Raw genomic sequence first — 25,935 nt, forward strand, 5'->3', positions numbered from 1 at the left:
ATCTAAAAAGTTTTGGGTCATCGAGGAGGTGGCTCAAAACTTTTTGAGTTTTTGGGGAGTAGGGAGTAAGCTGTTCGCCATTGATATAGGAAAACAATCTAGTTTCACGATGGATAGGGCAATGCTGTGTCCCTACAGCCCATGAATTAGGAGTTTTCCCAAAGACTCACGAACGGCGGAAAAGACCGATTTTCTAATTGCTGGTTGACCCAGAACGCCGCTCGATCGCCCGAGTTTAATGCCGTTTCAATCGAACTAAAACGGTTTAAATGGGTTTCATCTTGGCACCAATCCCCCGCACAAGCGACGATCGCGGGCTGGGTGGACGCCAGTAGCGGTCCGTGGTGGGGACGGCGACAGAAGGCGTAACGCCAGCGATGGACTTGCCACCACTCCGGTTGGTCGAGCCAAGGAAACAATGTTTCTGAGGCGCGATCGAGCAACTTTTGCGCCACTTGAGTAAGATCTATTGTATCTAAATGAGCTTCGGCAAATGTAGTGCTACTGTGGAACACGAAAACCGGAGCGCGATCGCCCGTGCGTTTGCTGCTTTCCCAGCTCGCCGAGGCGAGAACGGGGTCACTTGGGAAGCGAACGGCGCGCCAAGGGGGCGATCGCCGCAGGATCTCCCCTTGTTTGTCCGGGGAATAGCCCGCGATCGCGGTAATACAGGGGTCGTATGCCACCGATCGCGCGGTATCGAGGAAATGGGGCGCGAAATGGCCGTTTACTGTTTCTAACAGGGACACTGCTTGCGGCGCGGGGATGGCGAGGACGATCGCCTTCGCCGTTAACCCCATCGGTGTCGCTTCACTGCCATCGCTTCCCGTCCCTTCGAGGGAAATATACCAAGTACGAGCCGGGGTAGGGGCGATCGCCACGGCGCGCCGTTGCCGCCAAATCTCCAGTCCGGACGCGAGATATTTGGCGATCCGGTTGATCCCTGCGGGGGAAACATAGGCGGGCGACCAGTGCGTATTTTTTACAAAACTTTCCCCGTCGAATTCGTAAATCGTATCCGTCCAAGGGGCGATCGTCTCTCGCCGAGAGATTGCGGTAAGGATGCCCTGCATGAATTTCCCCTGCACCGACCACGCGGGTAAACCGAGGTCGGCATGGGTATCGTGCACTCTTCGGGTCGCAACTCGTCCGCCGACCCCTCGGGATTTTTCGACGATGACGACGCGATAAGCCATTTGGCGTAATCGTCGGGCGACGATCGATCCTGCCATTCCGGCGCCGACGATCGCCACGTCAACGGCGGGTAAATGCTGATTTAAATCTTCAGATAAACGATCGTACATGGCATCCTAAATTTGAGAACGAATTGAAATCTCGGCAGGCGATCGCCGTTTTTAAGAGAAATTCTATGGCTTGAAATTGGGCGATCGAGCAACATTTACCCCTTGGCGATCGATCGCCCAATTTTGACGAATGACGAAAGTTTATTCCCCCCAATTAAGGCAGCCAAGGATATTGACGAAAGTCCGGCGATCGCTTTTCTAAAAAGGCTTTTTTCCCTTCCGATCCTTCTTCAGTCATGTAATACAACAAGGTGGCATTGCCCGCCAATTCTTGCAATCCCGCTTGACCGTCGCAGTCTGCATTAAATGCCGCTTTCAAACAACGAATCGCGATCGGACTTTTCTCTAAAATTTCTTGCGCCCATTTAACTCCCTCAGCTTCGAGTTGTTCCACCGGAACCACGCAATTGACTAAACCCATTTCTAACGCTTGTTGGGCGTCGTACTGACGGCAGAGAAACCAAATTTCTCGGGCTTTTTTCTGTCCGACAATCCGCGCCAAATAACTCGACCCAAAACCGCCGTCAAAACTGCCGACTTTCGGTCCGGTTTGTCCGAAAATTGCATTGTCCGCCGCGATCGTTAAATCGCAAATAACGTGCAGGACGTGACCGCCACCGATCGCGTATCCGGCGACTAACGCAATCACCACTTTAGGCATCGACCGGATCAGTCGTTGCAAATCGAGGACGTTTAAACGCGGAACCCCCGCATCGTCAATATAACCCGCGTCACCGCGCACGCTTTGATCGCCCCCCGAACAGAAGGCATATTTCCCATCGCTGTGCGGTCCGGCCCCGGTGAGCAGAACCACGCCGATATTGCCGTCTTCCCGGGCATCTAAAAACGCCTCGTACAACTCGAAAACCGTTTTCGGACGGAAAGCATTACGCTTGTGAGGGCGATCGATCGTAATTTTGGCGATGCCATCACTTTTGTGATATTGGATATCTTCGTAAGTTTTAACGGTTTGCCATTGGATGTCCATACAACTTATGCGATCGCGACTTCAGCTTGAGAATTGTACCGCTTTCGCGGCGAACATGGGCAGTGGCGATCGCCTTTTCCCCACCAATGCGTCCTCAACAATCATTTTTTCGGTTTTCCTCTTTGCCGTCGAGTGCCGACCCCCTGGATCCTAAGCTGTTAGACATTTAAACTGCATGAGTCAAACGAGTGAAGTTCCTATGAGACTGTTTATAAAGAAAATATCAAAAAATCTTGTAGGGGTTTGGTTACCAAACCCCTACTCTAGATTTTGCTGACTAAACCCCTACTTCGACACCATACTTTTTGGTAGTGCGGGCATTCTGACCACCTCGTGACCATGCATTTTAAAAGATAAACAACCTACAAAGTTAGACTCGAACCCTACTCCCCCCAACTAAAAAAGAAATATTAAATCTTTATTTTCTTTCCAACGAGAAAAGTTTTAGTGCTAGTTTTATCAAACTTGGAGGCGATCGCCCCTCACAAAACTGAGGGGATCGACGGGCTGTTCCCTCTTATTTTCCTCAATTTGTTCGATTAAACTCCAAATCGCCAGGAACAAGATCGCAATCATAAATAAGATCGAAAATCCTATACTTCCCTCTTTCATGGAGATGCCCCCAGTATTTTTATTTAACTGGGTTTATTATTCCCGATCGCCTCTTGAATCTTATCGGATCTTAGGAAACAGCGATAATTCCGCGCAAACCACGGGTTAACCGACCGATTCCTTCCGCCGCCGTTTCTCGTTCTAACGCGCCATACGCCACCCGCAAATAACAACTCGATTCAATCCCGAAGGTCGTTCCCGGAATAACCGCAACCCGATACTCGCGAATCAGCTTTTCGACGAGTTCCATCGCGTTTAAATCGGTATGCACTTTGAGCAGAAAATAGAAAGCACCTTTCGCGTCGGGAATCGTACATAAATCGCGAATCGGTTCGAGTAAATCGAGTACGAGATGACGAACTTCGGCAATTCGATCGATGCGATCGCGACAATAAGCGAAGCCCGCCGTTAAAGCGCCACACGCGGCAAATTGCGAGATCGCCGGAGGACAAATTAAAATCGTATCTTGAATCTTTTTCACCGAATCGAGTAAGTGCTTCGGTAAAACCATATAACCGATGCGCCAACTGGCAAATCCGTAAGCCTTAGAAAGACTAAATAAGGAAATCGTATGCTCGCCACTTCCAGGAATCGAACCCGCCGAAAAATGGCGTGCGCCATCATAAATAAAATATTCGTAAGCTTCATCGGTAATATGATAAATCCCGCGATCGCGACATAGTTTATTGACCGAACGTAAAGCGTATTCGCTATAAACTGCCCCGGTGGGATTATTCGGAGAAATGGTCACCACTGCACGAGTTCGATGGGTAATCGCCGCCGCGATCGCCTCCGGACGGAGTTGGTAATTCTCGTCAGTTTCGACGATGACGGCGCGACATCCAGCGATCGCGATCGCCATTTCATGATTGAAATAATAAGGGCTTTGAATAATAATTTCATCTCCGGGAGAGGCGATCGCCAACACCGCATTCATAAACGCCATATTCCCGCCCGCCGTGACGACAATACAGCGATCGTCAGTCATGTTAATCTGATTTTCACTGATGACTTTAGTTTCAATAAGATCCAGTAACTCGGGAATCCCTCGAACGGACTTATATTTATGATTATCTGGATTCTCAAAAAAGGATAAAACAGCATTTTTAGCTTGAGGCGGCGGCGGATAAGAAACCACCCCTTGTCCTAAAGAAATTGTTCCCGGATGTTGCCGAATTAACTCACCGACGATGGGGATAATCGGGGATTGAACCGCTTGCATTCTCAAGGTTTCTCGATTCATCTTGCCATTGAAGATAAGGAACTTAGCCATGGCGATCGTGGCCGATCTTTATGATAAATCGAATTGCCCGATCTGCAAAAAAGAATTAGAAATTGTTCCTTTTGCAAGCAGTGAAGCAGAGACTGTAAAATTTAGTCGTTTTGTGTCGATTGGGGGCGATCGGAAATCGAGAAACCCCGGGGGGCGTTGGGGGATTCAGTGGCTTGAATTTCAAAAGTAATGAGATCGCGGCGATCGCCACTGTTAACCTCGACTGTCCATTTTCCGGTAGGAAGTTCGTAAAATAAGGAATTTTTTCCTTCAGTCGTTACCCGTTTCCGCACTCCCGCGCGATCGCCGATGCGCCATTCCACCGGATCGGCGGGAATTCCGGCTAATTTGAGTTGAATTTTTGCCGTTTCTTCGTGAGGCGTTAAGACGAAATAATCGTCATTTTGAGGAAAGACAATTTTAACGGGATCGGCGATCGCTTTGGGAGTGTTTTGTCGCGCCAACCATTCATTATAATCGTCGGATAAAGTGACCGGATGCGGGCGATCGTAGTTGGCTAAATCTTGAGGTTCAAAATATTCTAAAACTACTGCGGAACATTCCGGCGTCGGTTTGACCCCGGTGGTGGCGCAAATCGGGCGTTTGACGAAACCGGGAGGGTTCGGAAAGGGGGCGGGTTCGCGGTTTTCGTGCAAGTGTAAAATAATACGATTCCACAAAGGGGCGGCCCCAGTGACGCCGGAAACTTGTTTCATGCGATCGCCGCTAAAATTGCCGACCCAGGTGGCGACGGTGTAATCCCGGGTAAATCCGACAGTCCAGGTATCGCGAAAGTCCGATGAAGTCCCGGTTTTAACCGCCGCCGGGAAGGGGAGGTCGAGGACGGATTCGACGCCGAAAGCGCGCGCCCGGGCGTAACGATCGCCTAACATATCGATAATTAACCCCCAGTGAGAGCGATCGCCAATTTGCCGGGGATTGTGAGAAGTTGGGGCGTCGATTTGGGGGTTGAGGGCGATCGCCTCTCCCCGACGGGCGAGGGTGAGGTAGGCGCGGGCGAGTTCCCACAAGCTCACTTCACCACTGCCGAGGGCGAGTCCCAAGCCGTAATGTTCTGGGGACTGGGTGAGATGGTCGAATCCCAAGCGGTGGAGGCGATCGAGGAAGGCGGACACGCCTACATTTTCTAAAACCCTGACGGCGGGGACGTTGAGGGAGTTGGCGAGGGCGAGGCGAACCCGCGCGGGGCCTAAAAACTTTTCGCTGTAATCGACGGGGCTGTATAATTTAGCCCCCGGGATGGCGTAGTGAGTGGGTACGTCGGCCAAAATCGTATTCGGCTGGATAATATCTTGTTCGAGGGCGAATTGGTATAAAAAGGGTTTGAGGGTCGATCCTGGTTGGCGTAAGGCTTGCACGCCGTCATTGCGTCCGAGGCGATCGTCGCCGAAGTAGTCGGGGGATCCGACGTAGGCGAGAACGTCTCCAGTACGGTTGTCGAGGACGATCGCGGCGGCGTGGCGCACGTCGTGGGGGGCGAGGGCGCGCACCATTTGCTTGACTTGGGCTTCGGCAAATTCTTGTAAGGGGCGATCGATCGTCGTGGTCACTTGAGATACCGTATCTGGCACTTGGTTTGCCAGCCAAAATAGGAAGTGAGGGGCGGCCTCAATGCCGCGATCGCCCGCTAAGCGTTGGGGCTGTTCGGCGTAGGCGCGATCGCGCTGCTGGGGGGTGATGTAGCCGTCGGCGACCATGCGATCGAGGACGTATTGCTGGCGCCGTTTGAGGGGGTCCCAGTGGGTGTTGGGGTTGAGGTGGTTGGGGTCGTTGGGGATGGCGGCGAGTAAACTGGCTTGGGCGATTGTGAGATCGCTGGCGGGAACGCCGAAATAAGTGCGGGCGGCGGCTTCGACGCCGTAGAGATTGCCGCCCATCGGCAACCGATTGATATAAGCGTGCAAGATTTCGTCGCGACTCATGCCTGCGTAGAGGCGCCAGGACAGCCATATTTCGCCGAGTTTGTGGGGGAGGGTGCGCGGCGCAGGTTCTAGCATTCGCGCGAGTTGCATGGTGATGGTGGAGGCGCCGGAGACGATCTGGCGGGCTTGGACGGCTTCGAGCAGCGATCGCGCGATCGCTTGCAAGTCTAACGCACCGTGTCGGTAGAAGCGCTTGTCTTCGGCAGCGAGGATGGCTTGTATAAAGTGAGGGGAAACGCGATCGAGGCCGACGACGGCGGTGCGATCGCGATCGCGGGTGAGGAGAGTCCCCAGGGGCAGTCCGTTGCGATCGCGAAAAACGATCGCCTGTTCGGTTTGGGCGATATCCGTGGCGCGAATCGGCATTAAATAGGGCAGCGATCGCACGATTGCGGCGAGGAAGAGCAGCCCCAGGGCAATTTTCACCCCCCGTTGCTGTTTTACACTCAATTGATGCCATTTTCGCGCCGAAAACGCGGTGAGGGCGTTGAGTTTTGCCATCGTTCTGTTCCTGGGCGATCGCCGTCTTTTCTATTATGATGACTTTCTCGGCGGCGATCGTCGGTAACGGGAAATTTTAGGAAAAAATAAGGTTTTGAGAAAATCGGCGATCGAAAACCCTATTTTTCGTAACATTAAAAGGGGGCGATCGCTTATGATTTGCTGCTCTTCTTTACTGCAAAAACAAGTTAGAAGCTTGCCCTCTTTCTCTATTGACCACTTCTGTTTTATCGTTCCTGTATCCAATCCGTTAAAAGGCGATCGACGGTAGCTTACATTTTCGCTGTTGGGCGGTACATTTCGATCCCCCTAAATCTCCTTTTTTAAGGGAGATTTAGCGGGATCTTTGCCTCTTGTCTCTCATGACAGCGTCAATTGCTGTATTTGTTTTAGAAAGGCGATGGTTCGAGAGTCATTCAATCTTGTTGCGTGGCAAATTTATAAGCTCCGATCGCCGATAAAATAACGGCCAGAATCAATAAAACGGCTACGCTATACCAGGGAAATTGAGTGCTTTGATAGGCGGCAGCACGCAATCCGATACTGGTGTAAGTTAATGGTAATAAATAAACGACGCTTTTTAAGGCGCTGGGCAGTTGTGCGGGATCGAAAAAGGTCGCGCCGAGAAAAGACATGGGAACGATAATAAAGTTATTATAAATACCCACACTTTCTAGGGATTTTACACTCAACCCGACGATGACGCCCAAACCAGAAAAAACGGCGCAGTTGAGAACTAAGATCAGTAAAAACAGTGGGTTGAGAAAACTCCAGATTTTCCCGGTAAATAAAATAGCCACTAAAATCACCGATCCCGAAGTCATCAAACCGCGCAAAATTCCCGCCATCATTTTACCGAAATGTAAGGCGATCGGATGGATCGGCAATAAAAGCATTTCTTCAAAGTTTTTCGTAAATAACCGTTCGCCACAAATTGAAAAAACGGTTCCGCCAAAGCCAATAGTCATCGAAGAAAGAGCGACCATTCCCGGTAGCATGAATTCTAAATAACTATTGCCACTTCCCATCCCCGGTTTTAAGGTACTTCCCAATCCCAAGCCGAAGGCGAGAATGTAAATGAGGGGAGAGACGAGTCCGGAGGCGGCGACTTGAACGATTCTGACGCGCAAATCCAGCCAGTCTCCCCATAAGATGGTGAGGCTGTCGGCCCAAATGGTTTGGATGAATGATTTAATCGATTTGGGTGAGGAGGATAGAGAAAGTTGCGATTCCACGAGATTCGATAAGTTAACGATTTTCAGGATGTTTACATTTTTTAATGTATCATAAAAACCGATCGCCGCTCGATCTCTCTATCTCTGAGAACGTTCTGGGGTTTTGGCTTTTGCGTGAATTTTACGGGTCAAAATTGCACCCGATCGCCCTTCAAGTCAAATCGGGCAATTCGACGAGTTTGTTGCGGGAAGTTGCACCGGATTTAATGGTAATTGCGGATTTGGGAACTTTAAACGTTTTCGCCAGTAATTTGATGAGTTCGTCGTTCGCTTTTCCTTCAATTGGGGGCGATTTTAAGCGAATGGTCAAACTGCCATCGGCTTCGCGATCGATTTTTTGTTGTTTGGAATTCGGTTTGACTTTAACTTTAATCAGGGGCATAATTTTGGGAGAGAACTCAGGCGCCGATCGCCGTTGCCAATTCCCGATCTAAAGCGGCTTTGGCCGCGTCTAAATCGTAAGCCAAACGGGGTTTCATGGGACGATAATCGCGTTCGATCGCCTTTCCATGTCGGATCGCGGCATTGACGACTAAACAGGGTTCGTCGCTGAAATTTAACGCCCCGTGGGGAACCCCCGGAGGAATGGTAATGACTGTCAGATGGCGATCGCTCAACGGCAGATAGCGATATTGGCGATTTTGTAACACTACTAACACAAAACTGCCGCGCACGACCAACAGGCGATCGGTTTGAAAGTGATGCACGAACAGGTCGTCAATGGCACGGGGCGGAACTTGCACGAGCATGGTTTCGTGACAAGATAGGGGGGTATAGAATTGGGCCATGCCGGATTGCATGGATTCTAAAACTTCAATTTCGACGTGTTTGTTTAAACCCATGGGAAACCGTCCTGAAACGATTTTGAAAGTTTCTGGATTCAGCGTAACGCTTTTGTTAATAAATCTTTGTAAATATCGTTACGAGTTCGATCGAAAATATGGTATAGATTGCTGCAATATCGAGTTTTTTTTGAAAAAGGTTGCAACCATCGAGGGCGAATGCTCTAGAAAAGCAATTCTCGCCAGTCAACCCTCAACGTCGTGCCATGAACTCTCCCACCCCGCCCAAACGTCCCGATTACGCGCTTTATATCGTTCGCTTTATTTGCGGTGCTTTGGCAGGGGCCCTGGTCGGTTGGGCTGTGTTTGGCGGGGGAATGGACGGGATGGTGATTACGATCGCCTCTGCTGTCTTGTGTGGGGTGCTAGCGGCGTGGTGGGGCGATCGCTTTTGGCACTGTTTGGCGTCGTGGTTGCGCGGGTAGGCTGAAAAGCTTGCAAAGCTCTATCGGAGGGTAGTTAAAGCCGTAGGGGCGATCGCCGGATAATGAAGGCAGCTCCCAATCGTGAGAAAATAAGTTTAATCACCTATGGCTCAACTGATTTTGATCCGCCACGGTCAAAGTACGTGGAATGCAGCGAATCGCTTTACCGGGTGGGTGGACGTTCCCCTCGATCGCGTCGGGCGCCGGGAAGCGATCGCCGCCGCCAGTAAACTCGGGGAATATGTCGTCGATGTGGCGTTTACCAGCTTGCTGGTACGGGCGATCGAAACCACGGCGATCTGTCTGACGGAAAGCGAGGGTCTGTGTGGCGGCAAAAGCCCGGTATTCAAGCACGATGCCGACGATCCTCAATGGCATGGCTGGGATAAATACGAAGGGCATCGGGACGAAGAAATCCCGATTTTTCTCGCTCAGGCCCTCGACGAGCGCTACTATGGCGATTTGCAAGGGTACAATAAGGCAAAAATGGCCGAGAAAGTCGGCGAACAACAGGTGCATCGCTGGCGGCGATCGTTTGCGACCCGACCGCCTGGGGGAGAAAGCTTGGAAGACACGGCCCGCCGTACCCTACCCTTCTTCCGCGATCGCATTTTGACGCACCTGAGACAGGGGGATAACGTGTTAGTGTCCGCCCACGGCAATTCCCTGCGATCGATCGTCATGGAACTCGACGGTCTCGACACCGAAGAAGTCCCCGGGTTGGAACTGAAAACGGGAGTGCCTCTAGTTTACGAAATCGACAACACCGGGAAGGTCGCCGGGAAAACAGTTTTAAATTGAGCGATCCATTCGCTTCGCGATCCGGATCGATCGCGGTTACAAATCAATTCTCGATACCAAAAATACGTTGATGGCAGTTTCAATCCCTCAAAGGGATTTTAGGGAATTTCGAGTCACAGATGAGGAGAGCTCTAAGCGGTTACATTTAAACGTTTCAATCCCTCAAAGGGATTTTAGGGAATTTCGAGGCGGAGCCAATTCCTCGTAGGGATGGCAATTGGCTTCGTTTCAATCCCTCAAAGGGATTTTAGGGAATTTCGAGCTGGAGTTTGGGTGATTTTACCGTTTTTCAAGCGAATGTTTCAATCCCTCAAAGGGATTTTAGGGAATTTCGAGCTGATAGTGAGGAATTTCTGCATGGACCCGATCAGTGTGTTTCAATCCCTCAAAGGGATTTTAGGGAATTTCGAGCCTTACTCTGGCTCCGGTACCTAATATAAAACTAGTTTCAATCCCTCAAAGGGATTTTAGGGAATTTCGAGTAGCGGTGCCGACTTACGAGGCAAACTCCTTAATGGAGTAGTTTCAATCCCTCAAAGGGATTTTAGGGAATTTCGAGTTTACGCCGATCGGTGGATTTCGACTCTTCGGAGTCCTTGTTTCAATCCCTCAAAGGGATTTTAGGGAATTTCGAGGTAGTTTTGTAGCTACATTTGTCAATACACCGATGTCCTTAGCGTTTCAATCCCTCAAAGGGATTTTAGGGAATTTCGAGTTTTAACAATGGCTAGCCTTTCCCCTTTTTCCGCTTTCGCCGTTTCAATCCCTCAAAGGGATTTTAGGGAATTTCGAGGCGCAGACCTGACAGGCGCCAACCTATCCCGCACCGTTTCAATCCCTCAAAGGGATTTTAGGGAATTTCGAGATTTGCAGTCTCTCGCTATAGAACGCCTTGCGGCATCGTTTCAATCCCTCAAAGGGATTTTAGGGAATTTCGAGGGAGGGGGGATGACCCTCTCCGATCCCGGCGACTGACACCTCGTTTCAATCCCTCAAAGGGATTTTAGGGAATTTCGAGAAACTAGAGGGCGCCTACCTAAAGGGCGCCGACCTTAGCGTTTCAATCCCTCAAAGGGATTTTAGGGAATTTCGAGCAGGCAGGCACAAGTCTTTCAGCGAAAAGTTGGAGTTTCAATCCCTCAAAGGGATTTTAGGGAATTTCGAGGCGGTACCACTCTGAGTGGCGCCAATTTAAGCGGCGCCGTTTCAATCCCTCAAAGGGATTTTAGGGAATTTCGAGTCTTCTCAGGCGGGACGCATTCACAGTATAGCATGAGGTTTCAATCCCTCAAAGGGATTTTAGGGAATTTCGAGGGTGATTTGGATCCCGGGTTGAGATTGGATCCCGTATGTTTCAATCCCTCAAAGGGATTTTAGGGAATTTCGAGTTATCGGCACCAACCTGGTCGGTACCAACCTATCCCGGTTTCAATCCCTCAAAGGGATTTTAGGGAATTTCGAGCCGCGACCAGGCAGTAATCATCAATTTGGATTGTTTCAATCCCTCAAAGGGATTTTAGGGAATTTCGAGTGCGCCGACTTGAGCGGTGCCGTTCTCACTTACGCCGTTTCAATCCCTCAAAGGGATTTTAGGGAATTTCGAGGGAAGCGAAGGCAGAAAGCAAGTTTTTCGCCAAAGTTTCAATCCCTCAAAGGGATTTTAGGGAATTTCGAGGTTCAGTCTTCTTGGAGTACTCCAGATGATTGGATTGTTTCAATCCCTCAAAGGGATTTTAGGGAATTTCGAGTATAATTGGCTGCCCATCGCTTGGGCAAATCCGGGTTTCAATCCCTCAAAGGGATTTTAGGGAATTTCGAGATTCCGATGGGGAGGGTGATATCCTCCCCATTTTCTCGGTTTCAATCCCTCAAAGGGATTTTAGGGAATTTCGAGGGGAGGCGTTCGCATCCAAGCACACCACGCCCTTACACAGTTTCAATCCCTCAAAGGGATTTTAGGGAATTTCGAGTTTAGGATCACCGTTCCGAAAATTTCCTGTCACCTGTTTCAATCCCTCAAAGGGATTTTAGGGAATTTCGAGTTCAAAATTTCAACCCGGACTAAGTCAACTAAATGTTTCAATCCCTCAAAGGGATTTTAGGGAATTTCGAGAATCAATTCCGCTAGTCCAGCCTTGGAGCCATCCCATTCAGTGTTTCAATCCCTCAAAGGGATTTTAGGGAATTTCGAGAAATGAAAGTCTGGAGCTGGAAGTTGGAAATCTAGTTTCAATCCCTCAAAGGGATTTTAGGGAATTTCGAGGCGAAATAATGAAGAAATTCTGAGAGGCAAATTCAGTTTCAATCCCTCAAAGGGATTTTAGGGAATTTCGAGCTTAATAATCGACCACCCCGCCGGTAGCGAATTTTCCGCCGTCTGTTTCAATCCCTCAAAGGGATTTTAGGGAATTTCGAGTCGCTCTTTTAGTTCCAGGTACTGAAAAATGCTTAAGTTTCAATCCCTCAAAGGGATTTTAGGGAATTTCGAGCCGTATTGGTTGAGGTTACCCACGGGTACACAGTAGTTTCAATCCCTCAAAGGGATTTTAGGGAATTTCGAGGCCCCCCTTCTAGAACCTTGACAGTATGCAGTTTTCAAGGTGCATTTGCGCGAGACCTCCCAAGAATAACACCGATCGCCCAAAATGCACAACCCCCGCCCCAAACCGAAAACCCCGAAACCCAGACCCCATCAGTATTACAGCATTTGCGCGAGACCCCCCAAGCCGTAAAAGCCCCGAAACCCAAACCCCATCAGCCATCCAGTCCATTTTCAGTCGTGCCTTCCTCATACAACTACCCTCTCGCGCAAATCGCAACTTTCCGTGACATCCTCCCGACGCTGAATCAAAGATTACAGCGCGGGCTTCCCAACCGTGCTATGCACCGCTACGCTAACGCGATTGGGTATTCGGGCCCCACGCCACTTATTTCACGCCACTTATTTTAGGTCATAGACCCCCGACAGACCGACTTGACAGGCGCTTTCCATTCCCCAGAGTCCCTGGGTTACTACGTTTTCTTGTCCACGATGCAAAACCATCTCTGCTACAGCACGTTCGCGTAGCGACGCCGAAGGCGTATCGCGATGCGTTCGATCCCCACACTCAGGATAATGATGCTCTCTGACTTCCAACCTGACACTTACGCGAAGCAATCCAGTCTTTGAGTTCGCGCAAAACTTAGTTATATACGCCTGTGCACGTCTCAAGCCACGATCGCCGTTCAGTCTGCTGTACGACATTTGGATAGATTCGGTAAGTGTAGTTCATGGTCAGTATGACTGTAATTGACTACAGGCTATAGCTGCTGGTAAATGCTGGTCTCATCCCCATCGTAGGGCTTGGCCCTTCCCATAGGGTGGGGAATCGACTTTTCAAGGTTAGTCCATCTCTCCCGACGCTGATGCTTCACATACAGCGCGGGATTTATAGCTCCCCGAACCCCTGAAAAGTTAAAGGAAATTGGCTGGCCCGCGATCGCCCGCCTGCGCTGACTTCCGGTAAGCTTACCTTAAGCGGTTGGGGAAACTCCCGTGCGGCACTCAGTTCGGCTTGAGCCTGTTTGAGGCATTGTTCGGCCCGCCAGCGTTCTTTAGGGTTTAGAGTCTTCGTGAGGCGATCTTGAGCTTTTTCCAAAGCGTCCTGGGCCTGCTGCACGTCGATCGCATCTCCCCGACAAGCATCATTGACCAAAATGACCACTCGATCGTATTCGACTTGTGCCAGTCCTCCCATCACAAATACGGGAATCCAGACCTGTTGAAAGCGAATCCGCAGGACGCCGACGGTCACGAAGGTCACCAAGGAGGCGTGACCGCTTAAAATACCCAACAAGCCGTCTTTACTGGGTAAAATTAATTCGTCACAAGGGGCATCCCAAATGACGTGCGATGGGGTAATGACTTGAACGTCTAAACTCATAAGCTAGTGCGATCGGGTAAAACTCCAATCCGATAACTGGGGAAACCTCTAGATTCTAAACAAGTCGATGCGATGGCGAAGACTCGGCGATCGCCCTTTCTTCCGCACGGACGCAATGACAAACGCAGCGAGTCTAGCACGAATCCCCGGCAATGGCGCTGCTGCCAAAGATACCGGACCGTCATTCGGCGATCGCGTTGGCGGTTCCTGCGCAGCATCGCCGGATCGGTCTGAAAATGAGCGCGACGGGGACATCGACGAGGCGCCCCCACCGTCCCTCCCGGTGCAGTTCGTCCCCACGCGCTTTATGTAAAAATTGAATATCTCCAGAGTGGAAATCGCATCGCTTTTGAATCGATATTATTCAGTCGATCGCGTGGACTAAGTTACTATGAATATTAAATCCCCCTAACGACTCGTTATCTTCTGACTATCTTCTGACAACGATTGTTAAATCGTTTTCTCAATCCTCTTCTCAACGTGTTGCTCTTGCCCCTGAAGTAGGATCGAGGTACAGGTTTTAACTCTCGAACTCTTGACAATTTTTAACAATGGGAGCGGGAATTCCCCGATTCACCTTCGGTAGAATCGGGGAATGAAAGCGACTCTTCGGCAAATCAGTGATAATCCGATCGTCTGGCTATATCGGCGATAATGTTCAAGGCGTACAAATACCGCATCTATCCAACCCACGAGCAACAAGCGACTTTAGCCAAGAGCTTTGGTTGCTGTCGTTGGTATTGGAACTATGCGTTAAATTTGTGCCAAGAGACTTATCGATCGACCGGAAAAGGTCTATCAAGGGGTTATCTTCAGGGATTATTACCTACCCTCAAAAAGGAATACCCTTGGCTCAAAAAAGATGTCTATTCCCAATGCTTGCAAGTCGTGGCGTTGAACTTATCAACCGCTTATCGAAACTTCTTTGAGAACCGGGCAAAATTACCCCGATTTAAATCCAAGCAGGGAAGGCAATCTATCAGTTATCCTCAAAATGTTAAGGTTGAGGGAAATTACATCAAACTGCCTAAAGTTGGGTTAGTGCGTTGTCGTCAGCATCGAAGTTTTGAGGGAAAAATCAAAACTGTAACCCTCTCCAAAAATCCAGATGGTAAATATTATGCTTCAGTTTTGGTAGAGGGTAGAAAAGAACCTCCCCTTCTCTCAACTGAAGGAAAAGCCATTGGCATTGATTTAGGGCTGACCGATTTTGCGATTACCAGTGAGGGGTCGAAATATAATAATCCCAAGCATTTTAATAAACACGCGCGAAACCTCAAAAGAAAACAGCAAAAACACGCTCGAAAAAGGAAAGGCAGCAACAACCGCCATAAATCGCGGGTAAAAGTTGCCAAGATTCACGCCAAAATAAGTCGCTGTCGTGAAGATTTTCTCCACAAGCTATCCCGTAAGATAGTGAACGAAAACCAAGTGATTGTGGTTGAGAATCTCAATGTTAAAGGCATGGTTCGCAATCACCAACTCGCCAAAGCGATTAGTGATGTCGGTTGGGGGATGTTTTGTACGATGTTAAAGTACAAGGCCGAATCAGAAGGAAAAGTTTATCTAGAAGTCGATCGATTTTTTCCTTCCTCTAAAACCTGCCATGTATGCCTCAATCAAATCAAAAGCCTGTCTCTTGATGTGAGGAGCTGGACTTGCGAACATTGCCAAACCCATCATGACAGGGATATCAATGCCGCCATCAATCTCAAAAATGAAGGCTTACGGATATTAGAGTTAGGAACTCGCTCTACTGCCCTTGGAGGGGATGTAAGACGATGTGGTAGAACTTCAGTTCTATCTAGCGCAGTCCCCAGTGAAGAGGGAAGCCGCTATTGTAATCTTTGATTCAATAGCGGTAGTTCACTTGAATTTCTCTTGTCGTATTCCTATTGTTTTCCCGCGATCGGAAAGTGCGAAGAGGTCGGTTCGTACTTTACCCATCGCCAATTAAAACAGGCGGGCATGTCGATCGCGGCGGTTCTCCCCCGAGGGCCGAGGGACGTTTTTTTTCCCACAAGCTGATTCCATCTCCAACAGCGATCGCCCCCCGGGTCACCGCGCGATCGTGCAGTTTCTTCTCAACAGATGCACTAACGCCATCCCAGGAATTTATGCTGTTGTCAGGGAGGATCGGCGATCGTGAAAGCCTTCCTTGCCGGAAAACGGGCGATCGCCAATCTGCATTGGGATTGTGAAATGTTAGAAATGTTTGAAATGGTTTGAGTGGGGGCGCTCAAACTTGTAAAAATTTGTGATTGATAAAGCCGCGATGAGAATTTTACTGGTCGAGGATGACGAACCGATTGCCGAAGCACTCGTAGCCAACTTAAGCGAGCAAAACTACGTAGTGGATGTGGCGACCGATGGCGAAGTCGGTTGGAATCTCATAGAAGCGTGTGCCTACGATTTAATTCTGCTCGATTTGATGTTGCCGAAAGTCGATGGTATTACTTTATGCCACCGCTTGCGCGCCGAGGGCTATCAAATGCCCATTCTGTTAGTAACCTCTAAAGATTCTACCGAAGATAAAGTCAAAGGCTTGGATGCAGGAGCCGATGACTACATGGTCAAACCATTTAAATTGGCGGAATTGACCGCCCGGATTCGCGCCTTGTTGCGTCGGGGAAACTCGCCGTTACCTCCGGTCCTCGAATGGGGTCAGTTGCAGCTCAACCCGAGTACCTGCGAGGTTCATTTTGGGGGCAAGCCCGTCACCCTCACTCCCACGGAATATCGCTTATTAGAATTATTTTTACGTAATAGTAACCGCGTCTACAGCCGCAGCGCGATTTTAGATCATTTATGGTCGTTTGAAGAACCTCCGGCAGAAGATACGATCCGCGCTCATATCAAGGGATTGCGCCAGAAGTTAAAAGCGGTCGGAGCTCCGGCAGATTTGATCGAGACCGTGTACGGGTTGGGGTATCGTCTCAAGGCCTTGCCGACGGAAGCCCAAGGCCCGAGGGCGATCGATGTGTTGGTCGCCGGATTGGATGAGGAATTGGTCGGACAATTGCGCCAGCGCCTGTCCGAGGTCGAAATTTGCAGCGTGCAGACCGGAGAAGAAACCTTAGAGCAATTGGGGGCAAAACGTTGGTCGTTATTGACGATCGCCCATCGCTTGAGCAATCCGGCGGCGGTCGAAGTCCTCAGACAGGCGGGAAGTAAAGGACTGACGGACAAGTTGCCGATCGTTTACTGCGTTCCGGACGGTACCGATACCGAGGCGATCGCCGCCACCGGGAAAAAACGGAAAACGAAGGCCAAAAAAGGCGATCGGCGCAAGACGAACGAGGGATCGGAGGCGATCGCCTTCGTCGGCGATCCGGTTGACGGCGAAACCTTAGTGCGCCAGATCGCCGATACCCTCCAACTCTCTTTAAACGATCCCCCCACCGTCACCGAAGCACAAAAACAACAAACCCAAGCCGCCGTCGCCAAAGTTTGGGAACGGTTTAAAGACCGGATTTGCGATCGCGTCACCGTCGTCGAAAAAGCGGCGATCGCCCTTAAAAAAGGCCACCTCGACAACGAACTACGCCAAAGCGCCCAGCACGAAGCCCACAAACTGGTCGGATCTTTAGGAACCTTCGGCTTTAACGAAGGATCCCAACTCGCCCGCCAAGTCGAACAATTGTTAGATTGTGCCGACATTCCCGAAGAAAAAGCCCTCTATCTCGCCGATTTAGTCGTGCAGTTGCGCGCCGAAATCGACGACAAACGTCGGGAGGACGACCGTAATAACAAAGGATCTCAAGACGATCGCCCGCTTCTGCTCGTCGTCGATGACGATCGCGAACTGAGCGAACCGATCGCCCAAGAAGCCGGACGCTGGGGGATGAAAGTCTTTGTCGCCCGCCAAGTCGCACAAGCGCGCGAGGCGATCGCCCGCCGCCGCCCGGATGTAGTTCTTTTGGACATCTCCTTACCCGTAGATCCCGATGGCGCCTCCGATAGCGGCGCGACGCCGGAGGCATTAGCCGCGATTCCCCTAGGGACGGGATTCGCCAACGAAGAAGACCGCAAGCAAGAAGGCTTCAAACTCCTCGAAGAACTCACCAACCGCACTCCCCCGGTTCCCGTCCTCGTCTCCACCGTACACGGCAGCGTCGAAGACCGCCTCGAAGTCGCCCGCCTCGGCGGACACGCCTTTTTAGAAAAACCCGTTCCTCCCTCCCAGGTGATGGAAGCGGTCACCCAAGTGTTGCAGCGCACCCACACCACGGAAGCCCAAGTCATGGTCGTCGATGACGACCCGCAAATCCTGACGCTTTTGCGAACCTTCCTCGAACCGTGGGGAATGCGCGTGATCGCCCTTTCCGACCCCCAGCGCTTCTGGGATACCTTGGAACTGTCCGCCCCGGATTTGATCGTTTTAGATGTCGAAATGCCCCACATGAGCGGCATCGAACTGTGTCAGGTGGTTCGCAACGATCCGCGATGGAGCGGTCTACCCGTCCTCTTTTTAACGGGCCATACCGACCCGGAAACAGTCCATCAAGTCTTTGCCTCCGGCGCCGACGACTACGTGAGCAAGCCGATCGTCGGCCCCGAGTTGGTCACCCGGATCGTCAACCGTCTCGAACGCACCCAACTGTTACGCAATATGGCGGAAACCGACGCCCTCACCGGAGTAGCCAACCGCCGCAAATCTACTCAAGAGTTGGGCAAGTACCTGCATCAAGCGGAACGTCACGACCGACCGCTTTGTTTGGCTATTTTAGATTTGGATCGCTTCAAACAAGTTAACGATCGCTACGGACACGCCACGGGAGATGCGGTTCTGAGACAATTAGGCAAACTCCTGTTACGCACCTTCCGCAGCGAGGATGTGGTCGCACGCTGGGGCGGCGAAGAGTTTATCGTCGGGATGTACGGCATGACCAAGCACGAAGGGGTCAAGCGCTTAAATCAGGTGTTGCAGATGGTCAACCACGATTTATCCGTCGGCCCGCCAGAAGACCGATTTTACATCACCTTCAGTGCCGGGATTTCCGAATATCCGGAGGATGGCAAGGATATTCAATCTCTCTATCGCACGGCAGATAAGGCATTGTATCAAGCCAAGGATCGGGGACGTAATTGCGTGCTGGCTTATTGAGCGATTGAGGGGCTGGAGACAGGTTAAACTTCCAGTTCGACCCAGACCGGGAAGTGATCCGAGGGCCAGATCCCGTGGGGGCGATCGCGGTTGACGCGGACGCCGTGGCATTTGAAGCGGCGATCGCAGTACAGGGTATCGATCGCCGCAAAAGGGCGGTCGCGAAAGTCGTGGAAGGTCAGTTGTTCTTCCGGACTCAAGGCGGCGATCGCGTCTTCCAAGTGGATGCCGTTAGGGAGGGGTTGGCCCAAGATCTGGCGCGGTCGGCTGTGGGCCTCGTCGTTAAAGTCTCCCGCGACGATCGCCCGCACCCCGTCCGGGGAGAGTTGGGCGAGGCGATCGGCAATTAAGCGGGCGCCTCGTTCCCGGGCGATCGCGCTGCGGTAGTCGAGATGGGTGTTAAAAATGGCGATCCGGCTTGGTTCTCCCTTCGCGTTCGCCCCGTCCCCCTCGGCGGGTTGGAACAGGCCCCAGGTCGTGAGGCGCGGTAGGGGATTTTGCCACTCGGGGGAGACGCTGCCGGGAATGTCCGGGGTTTCGCTCAACCAAAAATCGCCGTGTTCGACACAATGTAGCCGCGATCGCCGATAAAAAATCGCACAACATTCTCCCGTCCCGGATCCGTCGCGATCGCGCCCGATACTCTCGTACTCCGGCAATAAGCGATGCAGGTCGTGGCGCTGGGACGGGAGCAATTCTTGGGTGGCGATCGCCTCCGGCGCTTCCCTTAAAATCAATTCCGCCACGACCTGCCGCCGCCGACTCCAGGCGCAATCCCCCGGATCCGGTTTGTCGTAGCGCAGGTTAAACGTCGCAATTTTAAGGGTCGTCGCTGCCATGTCCGATCTACACTCAATACAACAAAGCCGTTCGCGATCGCCACCTTATCCCTCGTAAGCTGCCGCAATGATAGATAAGGCGACCACCGGGGCAGTGACGGCGCGCAGGATCCGACGACCCAGGGACACGGGTTGAAACCCGGCGGCGATCGCCCGTTCCACCTCCGCAGGCGTCCAGCCGCCCTCGGGTCCGGTGGCGATCGCCACCGCTTCCCCGGAACTAACGCGCAGACTCTCGCACAAGTGCGGCACGTCGTCCCCCCGCGCCACGCAGAGATAACGGCGCGCCTCCCCCACCGCAGCAATCGCCGCGTCCCACGGCACGGGATCGCGCAAGTCCGGTACGATCTGCCGTTCCGACTGTTCGGCAGCTTCTTTGACGATCCGCCGCCAACGCTCCAACTTCTGCCGACTCGGACGCAACAACGTGCGATCGCTCGTCACCGGGGCGATCGTCGTCACCCCTAACTCCGTGGTCTGTCGCACGATCTCGTCAAAACCACTCTTCGGCAACCCCACGATCGCCGTTACCGCGATCGGCAATTCCGTAGACACGGCCATTTCTTCGAGTAACTCCGCTTGGGCTTCGGCGCACAACTGCGCCAGCCACCAGCGACCGCCGCCGTCAATCGCGATAAAGCGATCGCCCCCGTGCAAGCGCAACACTCGGTATAAATAATGACTTTGCTCGCGATCGAGGCGGACCCTACCCCCGTCGATTTGCGAGGGATCGATAACCACTCGTTGCATAGATCCAAAACTTACCTCGTTCAAACGCGCCTCGGGCTCGGCGGTCGCGATTCTGCCGAGCAGAATCGCGCTAACGTCTATAGAACTAACCGTGAGACTTCAGCCCTTCCAAGTACGCCGCGATCGCCTCACTCGCCAACTCGCTCATCGGTCGGCCCTGACGCTTGGCTTCCACCTTGACTTGTTGGTAAACCTCGTCACGGACGTTAATGCGGCGGCGGGGGGGACGCTTGGCTGACTTCTCCGTCGCGGGCGCCGTCGCCGAACCCGTGGCATAACTCGCCGCAAACTGACGCAATGCCTCGAAGCCGACGCGATCGCAAAAATCGCCAAAGCTCTCCCGTTGGGGACGGCTGGCTTGTTCCTGTTTGAAATAAACAAACAACGGTTCGAGGGTCGCTTCGAGATTGTCGATCTCTAATTTTTCCAAATACACCCGGGATAAGCGCGTTTGGTTCGGATCGGCCCCCAACCAGAGTTGATAAGCATTGGGTGATTTCCCCACAAACCCCATTTCTGCCAAATACGGACGGGCGCAACCGTTGGGACATCCGGTCATCCGAATCACGAAATGTTCCTCGGACAAGCCGACTTTATCGAGCACCGCCCGCACGCGATCGAGAATCGACGGTAAAATCCGTTCGGACTCGGTAATCGCCAAACCGCAGGTGGGCAGCGCCGGACAAGCCATCGAATAGCGCTCTAACGGGTCGATATCCGTTTCCGACTGAATGCCGCAGCGCGTCAGAATCTCCTGAATTTCCCGTTGCCATGCGGGTTGGATCTCGTAGAGGATAATATTTTGGCTGGCGGTGACCCGCATCGGCACGTTGTAGCGAGTGACGATCTCGCGCAAGGCGGTTCGCAACTGTAGGCTATCTCGATCCCAAACCCGACCGTTTTGGATCGACAAGCCGACAAAGAGATTGCCGTCTCCTTGTTCGTGCCAGCCGAGATAGTCCTCGTATTTAAACGGGGGTAAGGGTTTGAGCGGTTCGATCGCCTTGCCGAAATAGCCCTCGACCGAGGCGCGGAATTTCTCGACCCCCCAATCGTGAATTAGGTACTTCATCCGGGCGTGACGGCGGTTGACGCGATCGCCGTAATCCCGTTGGGTGGAGACAATCGCTTTGACCAGATCGTAAACGTCGTCTTTGCTGACGTAGCCGATGGGGTCGGCGACCCGGGCGAAGGTTTCTTCTTTATTGTGGGTGCGGCCCATCCCGCCGCCCGCGTAGACGTTGAAGCCTTGCAGTTCCCCCGCCTCGTCGGTAATGACCACCAAGCTTACATCTTGGGAAAACAGATCGACGGAGTTATCGCCGGGAACCGTAACGGCGCACTTGAATTTACGCGGCATGTAGTGGGTGCCGTAGATCGGTTCTTCTTTATCCTGGAAAATGGTGCCGTTACCGTTGCGCTGGCGGGCGGCGACTACGGCGGGGTCTTCTTGGGCGCTAATGGCTTTTTCGCCGTCGAGCCAAATTTCGTAATAGGCGCCCGTTTGCGGGGTGAGCAGGTCGGCGATGTTGTCGGCGTACTGCCACGCCAGGGTGTAATCTGGCCGATTTTTGTACGGGGCGGGCGGCGCCATGACGTTGCGGTTGAGGTCGCCGCAGGCGCCGAGGGTGGATCCCATGTTTTGGACGATCGCCGCGATCGCCGCTTTCAGGTTTTTCTTTAAAATGCCGTGGAGTTGGAAGCCCTGACGGGTGGTGGCGCGCAGGGTTTGATTGCCGTATTCTTCGGAGATGCGATCGAGGGCTAAATACAGTTGGGGCGGAATCAAGCCTCCCGGAGACCGGGTACGCAACATGAATTGATAGTCTTTTTCTTGCCCTTTGACCCGATTATCTCGGTTGTCTTGTTGGTAAGACCCGTGAAATTTAAGAATTTGCACCCCGTCACCGCTAAAGTGCGTGGTATCCTCTAGCAGTTCTGTAGCGAGGGGTTCGCGCAGGAAGTTACTGCGTTCTTTAATACCTTCAAGTTTAGATGTTTTGCCTGTAGGAACGGAGGGAGTTGGAGATGTCAGCATCGTCATGCGCTATACAATAGGGAAGTCAACAGTATCACCGATAATCCGCTCGGGATTGTGGTCTTTCCCTGCGATCTTATCATTGCCTATCCTAATTTACGGGATGGCGCCCAAAATTGGGATCCAGGGTCTGAGGTCGGCGAGGGGTCGATCTTGAGTAATCATGCTGGGAGTTCGAGGGCGAGACGTGGGCGATCGCCGTCCCTTTTAAGGAGCAAATTGTATTATATCTGCCTGTTTTACTCGAAAAAGAGGAACCCGTCGAGAAAATTTTTTCTGCTTGAAAAGAGTGATTTTAGAGGAGAAAATTAATTTTTTGAGGTTTTTAACTTGTTTTTTTTAAAAAAAACTCGTTTAAACTCATTTTCTCAGCCATTCGATCTCTATTTAAGCAACACCGCGATCGCCGATACCAGAATATAAAATGCAAAGTTTATGCAAAATCAGGGCGGCAACTCGGAGGGAGCGAGTCAGGCCGACCCCATAGGGTCGAGTCGGGGGGGAGAGAGACCCGGATCGCCGCAAGGGGTGGGGATTGAGGCGCGATCGCCGACAACGACAGGCGGATTATAAAAAATTATTAAAGTTTCCGGAGTGACCGATCCGATTAAGGGGAATGGCGCGGGGGAGGACCGATGGAATTGTGGAAGATGGCGCGATCGCGTCCCAGGGCTTTAGCGCTGTAGAGGGCGTCATCCGCCGCCGCAATCAGGGAAGCGGGAGACAAGTTCGCCGAAGGAACCCGAGTGGCGACCCCCAAGCTGAGGGTGACGATTTGGCCGAGAGACGAGGCTTTGTGGGCGATCGCCAACGTATGGATGCGCGATCGCACGGTTTGAGCCACTCTCATCGCGTCTTCAGCGCCCGTATGGGGTAGGATCAGGGCAAATTCTTCGCCGCCGTAGCGCGCCCCGAGCTCGCCCTCGCGCAACGTAGAGCGCAAGGCATCGGCGACCTCGCGCAACGTGCGATCGCCCGCCAAGTGGCCGTAAGTATCATTATAAGCCTTGAAATAATCGATATCGCACAGAATCAACGAAAGCGGTACTCCTGCCGCCGCCAGTCGCTGCCACTCGCGATTGAGATAGGCATCAAAATGACGGCGATTCGCCAATCCGGTGAGGGCGTCGAGACTGGCTAAATGTTCCAACTCCTGATTGGCGAGTTGGAGTTGGCGATAGAGGAGCGCTTGTTGGATGGCGATCGCCAATTCTCCGGCAATTTGTTCGACGAAATCGATATCCGGCGCCTCCCACGGACCCGGGGCCGAACAGCGATCGACCCACAGCCACCCCCAGAGTTCGAGACGGTCTCCCCCTTCCAGAGGGCGATCGGACTCGGGGGCGACCCCGGAACGTTCGCGAATCCAGATCGGGACTTGCAGGTGAGCGCGAATTCCCAAAGCTTGCAGGCGCGCGATCGCCGCCGAGGGGAGATCCGCCGTTTCGAGATCGGCGATCGCGCGCACGGGTAAGCCGTCGCCAGCACACTCCCGTTCCGGGTCGAACCAGCGCCAGTCCAAAGATTGGTCCCGCAGGGACGGAACCCCCGACGTGCGCGATTCCACCACAAAACCCAAATCCCGAGAACCGCCTTCCGTGAGGGGAGGGGAGACCCGGTAAATGGCGACCCGTTGCACTTGCAAGAAACGGCGCACCTCCTTCGCCGTCGTCGCCAGAATGCGATCGAGATCGAGGGACTGGCGGATCCGTCCTTGAATCACCCCCACCAGACGTTCCCGTCGGGCCTGTCGTTGCAACGCCCCCATCAACTGTTTGCGTTCGGTAATATCCTCGGTATGGACCATCACCATATCCGGCGCCACGAACACGTAAACGATCGCGAAATGTTTCGGTTCGGCGGTCGCGCAAAAGCGATAAAACCGTTCGCTTTTAATCGTGCGTCGTTCCCGAAAACAACAGCTTAACTCCTCGACCAACTCCCGACAGTCCGCATACATGCAGCGTGCGCTTTTTCCCAACAGGCGCGCCACACAGCCCCCGGTCATCGCCAACGCCGCATCGTTGTAGTCGATCAAGAAAAACTCATTGCCGACGCACTGCCAGGTTAAAGTCGGAATCGGGATGTGCTTGTACTGGGTTCGCAAGCGTTCCTCGCTTTGGCGCAGGGCTTGTTCCGCTTGGCGGCGTTCGGTAATGTCGATCCCGGTACAGATAATGTATTTGACGCGATCGCTATCTTCCTCAAAAATCGCCGTATTCGACCAGGCGATCGTCCGTAACTCGCCATCCCGGGTCAACCAGCGATTTTCGTGGTGATTCGGCCCGGTTCCCGAACTCAATTGCGCTAAAACCGTTTGGAACGCTTCCACCTCTTCGGGAATTAAAAACAACTCCGCCACCCGTCGATTGCTCATTTGCTCGAAGCGGTAGCCCGTCGTCTTCTCGCAGGCGAGATTGCAGCTCATAATCCGCGCCTCGCGATCGAGCACCACCACTAAAGAATTGGCGGTATCGAGGACTGTAGAGACGAAATTGCGCACTAAAACATCAGTCGCTTCGAGCAATTGGGTCCCGAATTGACGCTGTTGTTCCAAATGTTTGAGCGCTTGTTTGAGATCGCCAATGTCTTCGCCGACGAGCAACACTCGTTCCGGTTCGTTCGGGGGATGGGGAAACGTCCTCGACCCTCGACCGTCTCCCGGGGGAAGTGCGGGGACAGTGCGGATGCTGAGGCGCAAAAATAAGGGCGAACCGTCGGCGCGTTGAAGGGTGACTTCGCGCGCGTGGATTTGCTCCGTATCGGTGCGATGCTGCCAATCGGCGCCCGTCCACCACTGGCGGAAGGCTCGGACTTCTTGCGGACCGTCCAAGAGGGTAGCGAAGGGTTGACCTTGCAGGCGATCGCGCGAATATCCCAGTTGTCGCGCCGCAAACGCACTGACTTGCTCGAGGATCGCCTCCGAGGTCAGACTGAAGTAAAAACCGGGCAATTGTTCGTAATAATTGCGGTATTGTTCGAGTTGGGCCGTAGTCCGGGCGAGTTGTTCGCGCAGTTCGGCGCATTCTCGTTCTCGTTCGCTCCCGTTGTACTCGCACCCTGCTTGTCCGGACGTGCACTGAGTGTTCGCTCCTCCCGGGGAGTCGCCGCGCGAACGCGACGGATCGGATTTTCCTTTGACTTTAGCGTCAAACCACGATGGGTCAGATCGGCGCTCGATATTCATGCGTATTGCCCCCATTCCCTGATGCTACTGGCTGACTGGAGACTGGCTAGGTACGGCTACGAATTGCCATAGTCTCTGCTGGATTGGTACGGTCCGACTGCGCTGGACGAGATGCGGTTCGAGACGGGCCGATCGATGATGGAGCGCGATCGCTGGCCGACGAACTT

General features: G+C 52.5%; 18 protein-coding genes and 1 CRISPR repeat array. Of the genes, 5 read left to right on the plus strand and 13 right to left on the minus strand.

Annotated features, from left to right (window positions below):
• Positions 1–146 precede the first annotated feature (146 nt).
• From JJD41_RS18205 to JJD41_RS18235, 7 genes are all read right to left on the minus strand, one after another.
• Positions 147–1,304, minus strand: a complete 1,158-nt coding sequence (locus JJD41_RS18205; RefSeq protein ID WP_200668913.1) for an NAD(P)/FAD-dependent oxidoreductase — start codon at positions 1,302–1,304, stop codon at positions 147–149.
• Between the two features lie 154 nt (positions 1,305–1,458).
• Positions 1,459–2,292, minus strand: a complete 834-nt coding sequence (menB, locus tag JJD41_RS18210) for a 1,4-dihydroxy-2-naphthoyl-CoA synthase (RefSeq protein ID WP_168568896.1) — start codon at positions 2,290–2,292, stop codon at positions 1,459–1,461.
• Between the two features lie 682 nt (positions 2,293–2,974).
• Positions 2,975–4,147 carry a pyridoxal phosphate-dependent aminotransferase gene (locus tag JJD41_RS18215; protein ID WP_200669257.1) on the minus strand — a complete coding sequence of 391 codons (1,173 nt, stop codon included), beginning with the start codon at positions 4,145–4,147 and terminating at the stop codon, positions 2,975–2,977.
• Positions 4,148–4,278: 131 nt separating this feature from the next.
• Positions 4,279–6,621, minus strand: coding sequence for a penicillin-binding protein 1C (gene pbpC / locus JJD41_RS18220; RefSeq protein ID WP_200668914.1), 2,343 nt, complete (start codon positions 6,619–6,621; stop codon positions 4,279–4,281).
• Positions 6,622–7,037: 416 nt separating this feature from the next.
• Positions 7,038–7,856 carry an ABC transporter permease gene (locus JJD41_RS18225; RefSeq protein ID WP_168568898.1) on the minus strand — a complete coding sequence of 273 codons (819 nt, stop codon included), beginning with the start codon at positions 7,854–7,856 and terminating at the stop codon, positions 7,038–7,040.
• A gap of 151 nt (positions 7,857–8,007) precedes the next feature.
• Positions 8,008–8,238, minus strand: coding sequence for a DUF167 domain-containing protein (locus JJD41_RS18230; protein ID WP_200668915.1), 231 nt, complete (start codon positions 8,236–8,238; stop codon positions 8,008–8,010).
• Positions 8,239–8,254: 16 nt separating this feature from the next.
• Positions 8,255–8,698: a cupin domain-containing protein gene (locus tag JJD41_RS18235; RefSeq protein WP_200668916.1), complete on the minus strand. Its 444-nt coding sequence runs from the start codon at positions 8,696–8,698 to the stop codon at positions 8,255–8,257.
• A 206-nt stretch (positions 8,699–8,904) separates the two neighbouring features.
• On the opposite strand from JJD41_RS18235, the gene JJD41_RS18240 reads away from it, so the two are divergent.
• Together JJD41_RS18240 and JJD41_RS18245 are read left to right on the plus strand one after the other, a co-directional pair.
• Positions 8,905–9,123, plus strand: coding sequence for a hypothetical protein (locus JJD41_RS18240; protein ID WP_200668917.1), 219 nt, complete (start codon positions 8,905–8,907; stop codon positions 9,121–9,123).
• 105 nt (positions 9,124–9,228) lie between these two features.
• A complete protein-coding gene (locus JJD41_RS18245; RefSeq protein WP_200668918.1) occupies positions 9,229–9,924 on the plus strand; it encodes a 2,3-bisphosphoglycerate-dependent phosphoglycerate mutase in 696 nt (231 codons plus the stop codon).
• Between the two features lie 76 nt (positions 9,925–10,000).
• Positions 10,001–12,485: a CRISPR direct-repeat array (repeat unit 37 nt; unit sequence GTTTCAATCCCTCAAAGGGATTTTAGGGAATTTCGAG).
• 621 nt (positions 12,486–13,106) lie between these two features.
• Here the strand turns inward: JJD41_RS18245 and JJD41_RS18250 are convergent.
• Positions 13,107–13,196, minus strand: coding sequence for a helix-turn-helix domain-containing protein (locus tag JJD41_RS18250; RefSeq protein ID WP_200668919.1), 90 nt, complete (start codon positions 13,194–13,196; stop codon positions 13,107–13,109).
• Positions 13,197–13,352: 156 nt separating this feature from the next.
• The gene (gene atpC / locus JJD41_RS18255; RefSeq protein WP_200668920.1) at positions 13,353–13,847 is read right to left on the minus strand and encodes an ATP synthase F1 subunit epsilon; all 495 of its coding nucleotides are present in this window, start codon (positions 13,845–13,847) and stop codon (positions 13,353–13,355) included.
• A gap of 67 nt (positions 13,848–13,914) precedes the next feature.
• Between atpC and JJD41_RS18260 the strand changes: the two genes are divergently transcribed.
• The 3 genes from JJD41_RS18260 (at position 13,915) to JJD41_RS18270 (ending at position 18,954) form a co-directional block, all read left to right on the plus strand.
• Positions 13,915–14,160 carry a hypothetical protein gene (locus JJD41_RS18260; RefSeq protein ID WP_200668921.1) on the plus strand — a complete coding sequence of 82 codons (246 nt, stop codon included), beginning with the start codon at positions 13,915–13,917 and terminating at the stop codon, positions 14,158–14,160.
• 341 nt (positions 14,161–14,501) lie between these two features.
• Positions 14,502–15,698 (plus strand): IS200/IS605 family element RNA-guided endonuclease TnpB, encoded by a 1,197-nt coding sequence (gene tnpB, locus JJD41_RS18265; protein WP_200668922.1) that lies wholly within the window; start codon positions 14,502–14,504, stop codon positions 15,696–15,698.
• Between the two features lie 424 nt (positions 15,699–16,122).
• On the plus strand, positions 16,123–18,954 hold the full coding sequence (locus JJD41_RS18270; RefSeq protein ID WP_200668923.1) for a response regulator: 2,832 nt from the start codon (positions 16,123–16,125) through the stop codon (positions 18,952–18,954).
• 23 nt (positions 18,955–18,977) lie between these two features.
• Here JJD41_RS18270 and JJD41_RS18275 read toward each other — a convergent pair whose 3' ends face one another.
• The 4 genes from JJD41_RS18275 to JJD41_RS18290 all read right to left on the minus strand — a co-directional run bounded on the left by JJD41_RS18275 (position 18,978) and on the right by JJD41_RS18290 (position 25,768).
• A complete protein-coding gene (locus tag JJD41_RS18275) occupies positions 18,978–19,793 on the minus strand; it encodes an endonuclease/exonuclease/phosphatase family protein (RefSeq protein ID WP_200668924.1) in 816 nt (271 codons plus the stop codon).
• 45 nt (positions 19,794–19,838) lie between these two features.
• Complete coding sequence (locus JJD41_RS18280) at positions 19,839–20,543, minus strand: 16S rRNA (uracil(1498)-N(3))-methyltransferase (RefSeq protein WP_200668925.1); 705 nt, start codon at positions 20,541–20,543, stop codon at positions 19,839–19,841.
• 85 nt (positions 20,544–20,628) lie between these two features.
• Positions 20,629–22,581: a sulfite reductase, ferredoxin dependent gene (gene sir / locus JJD41_RS18285; RefSeq protein ID WP_200668926.1), complete on the minus strand. Its 1,953-nt coding sequence runs from the start codon at positions 22,579–22,581 to the stop codon at positions 20,629–20,631.
• Positions 22,582–23,188: 607 nt separating this feature from the next.
• A complete protein-coding gene (locus JJD41_RS18290; protein WP_200668927.1) occupies positions 23,189–25,768 on the minus strand; it encodes a diguanylate cyclase domain-containing protein in 2,580 nt (859 codons plus the stop codon).
• Positions 25,769–25,935 lie beyond the last annotated feature (167 nt).

It is taken from the genome of Oxynema mangrovii CENA135, from assembly GCF_016632315.1.
GTDB classification, from domain to species: Bacteria; Cyanobacteriota; Cyanobacteriia; order Cyanobacteriales; family Laspinemataceae; genus Oxynema; species Oxynema aestuarii.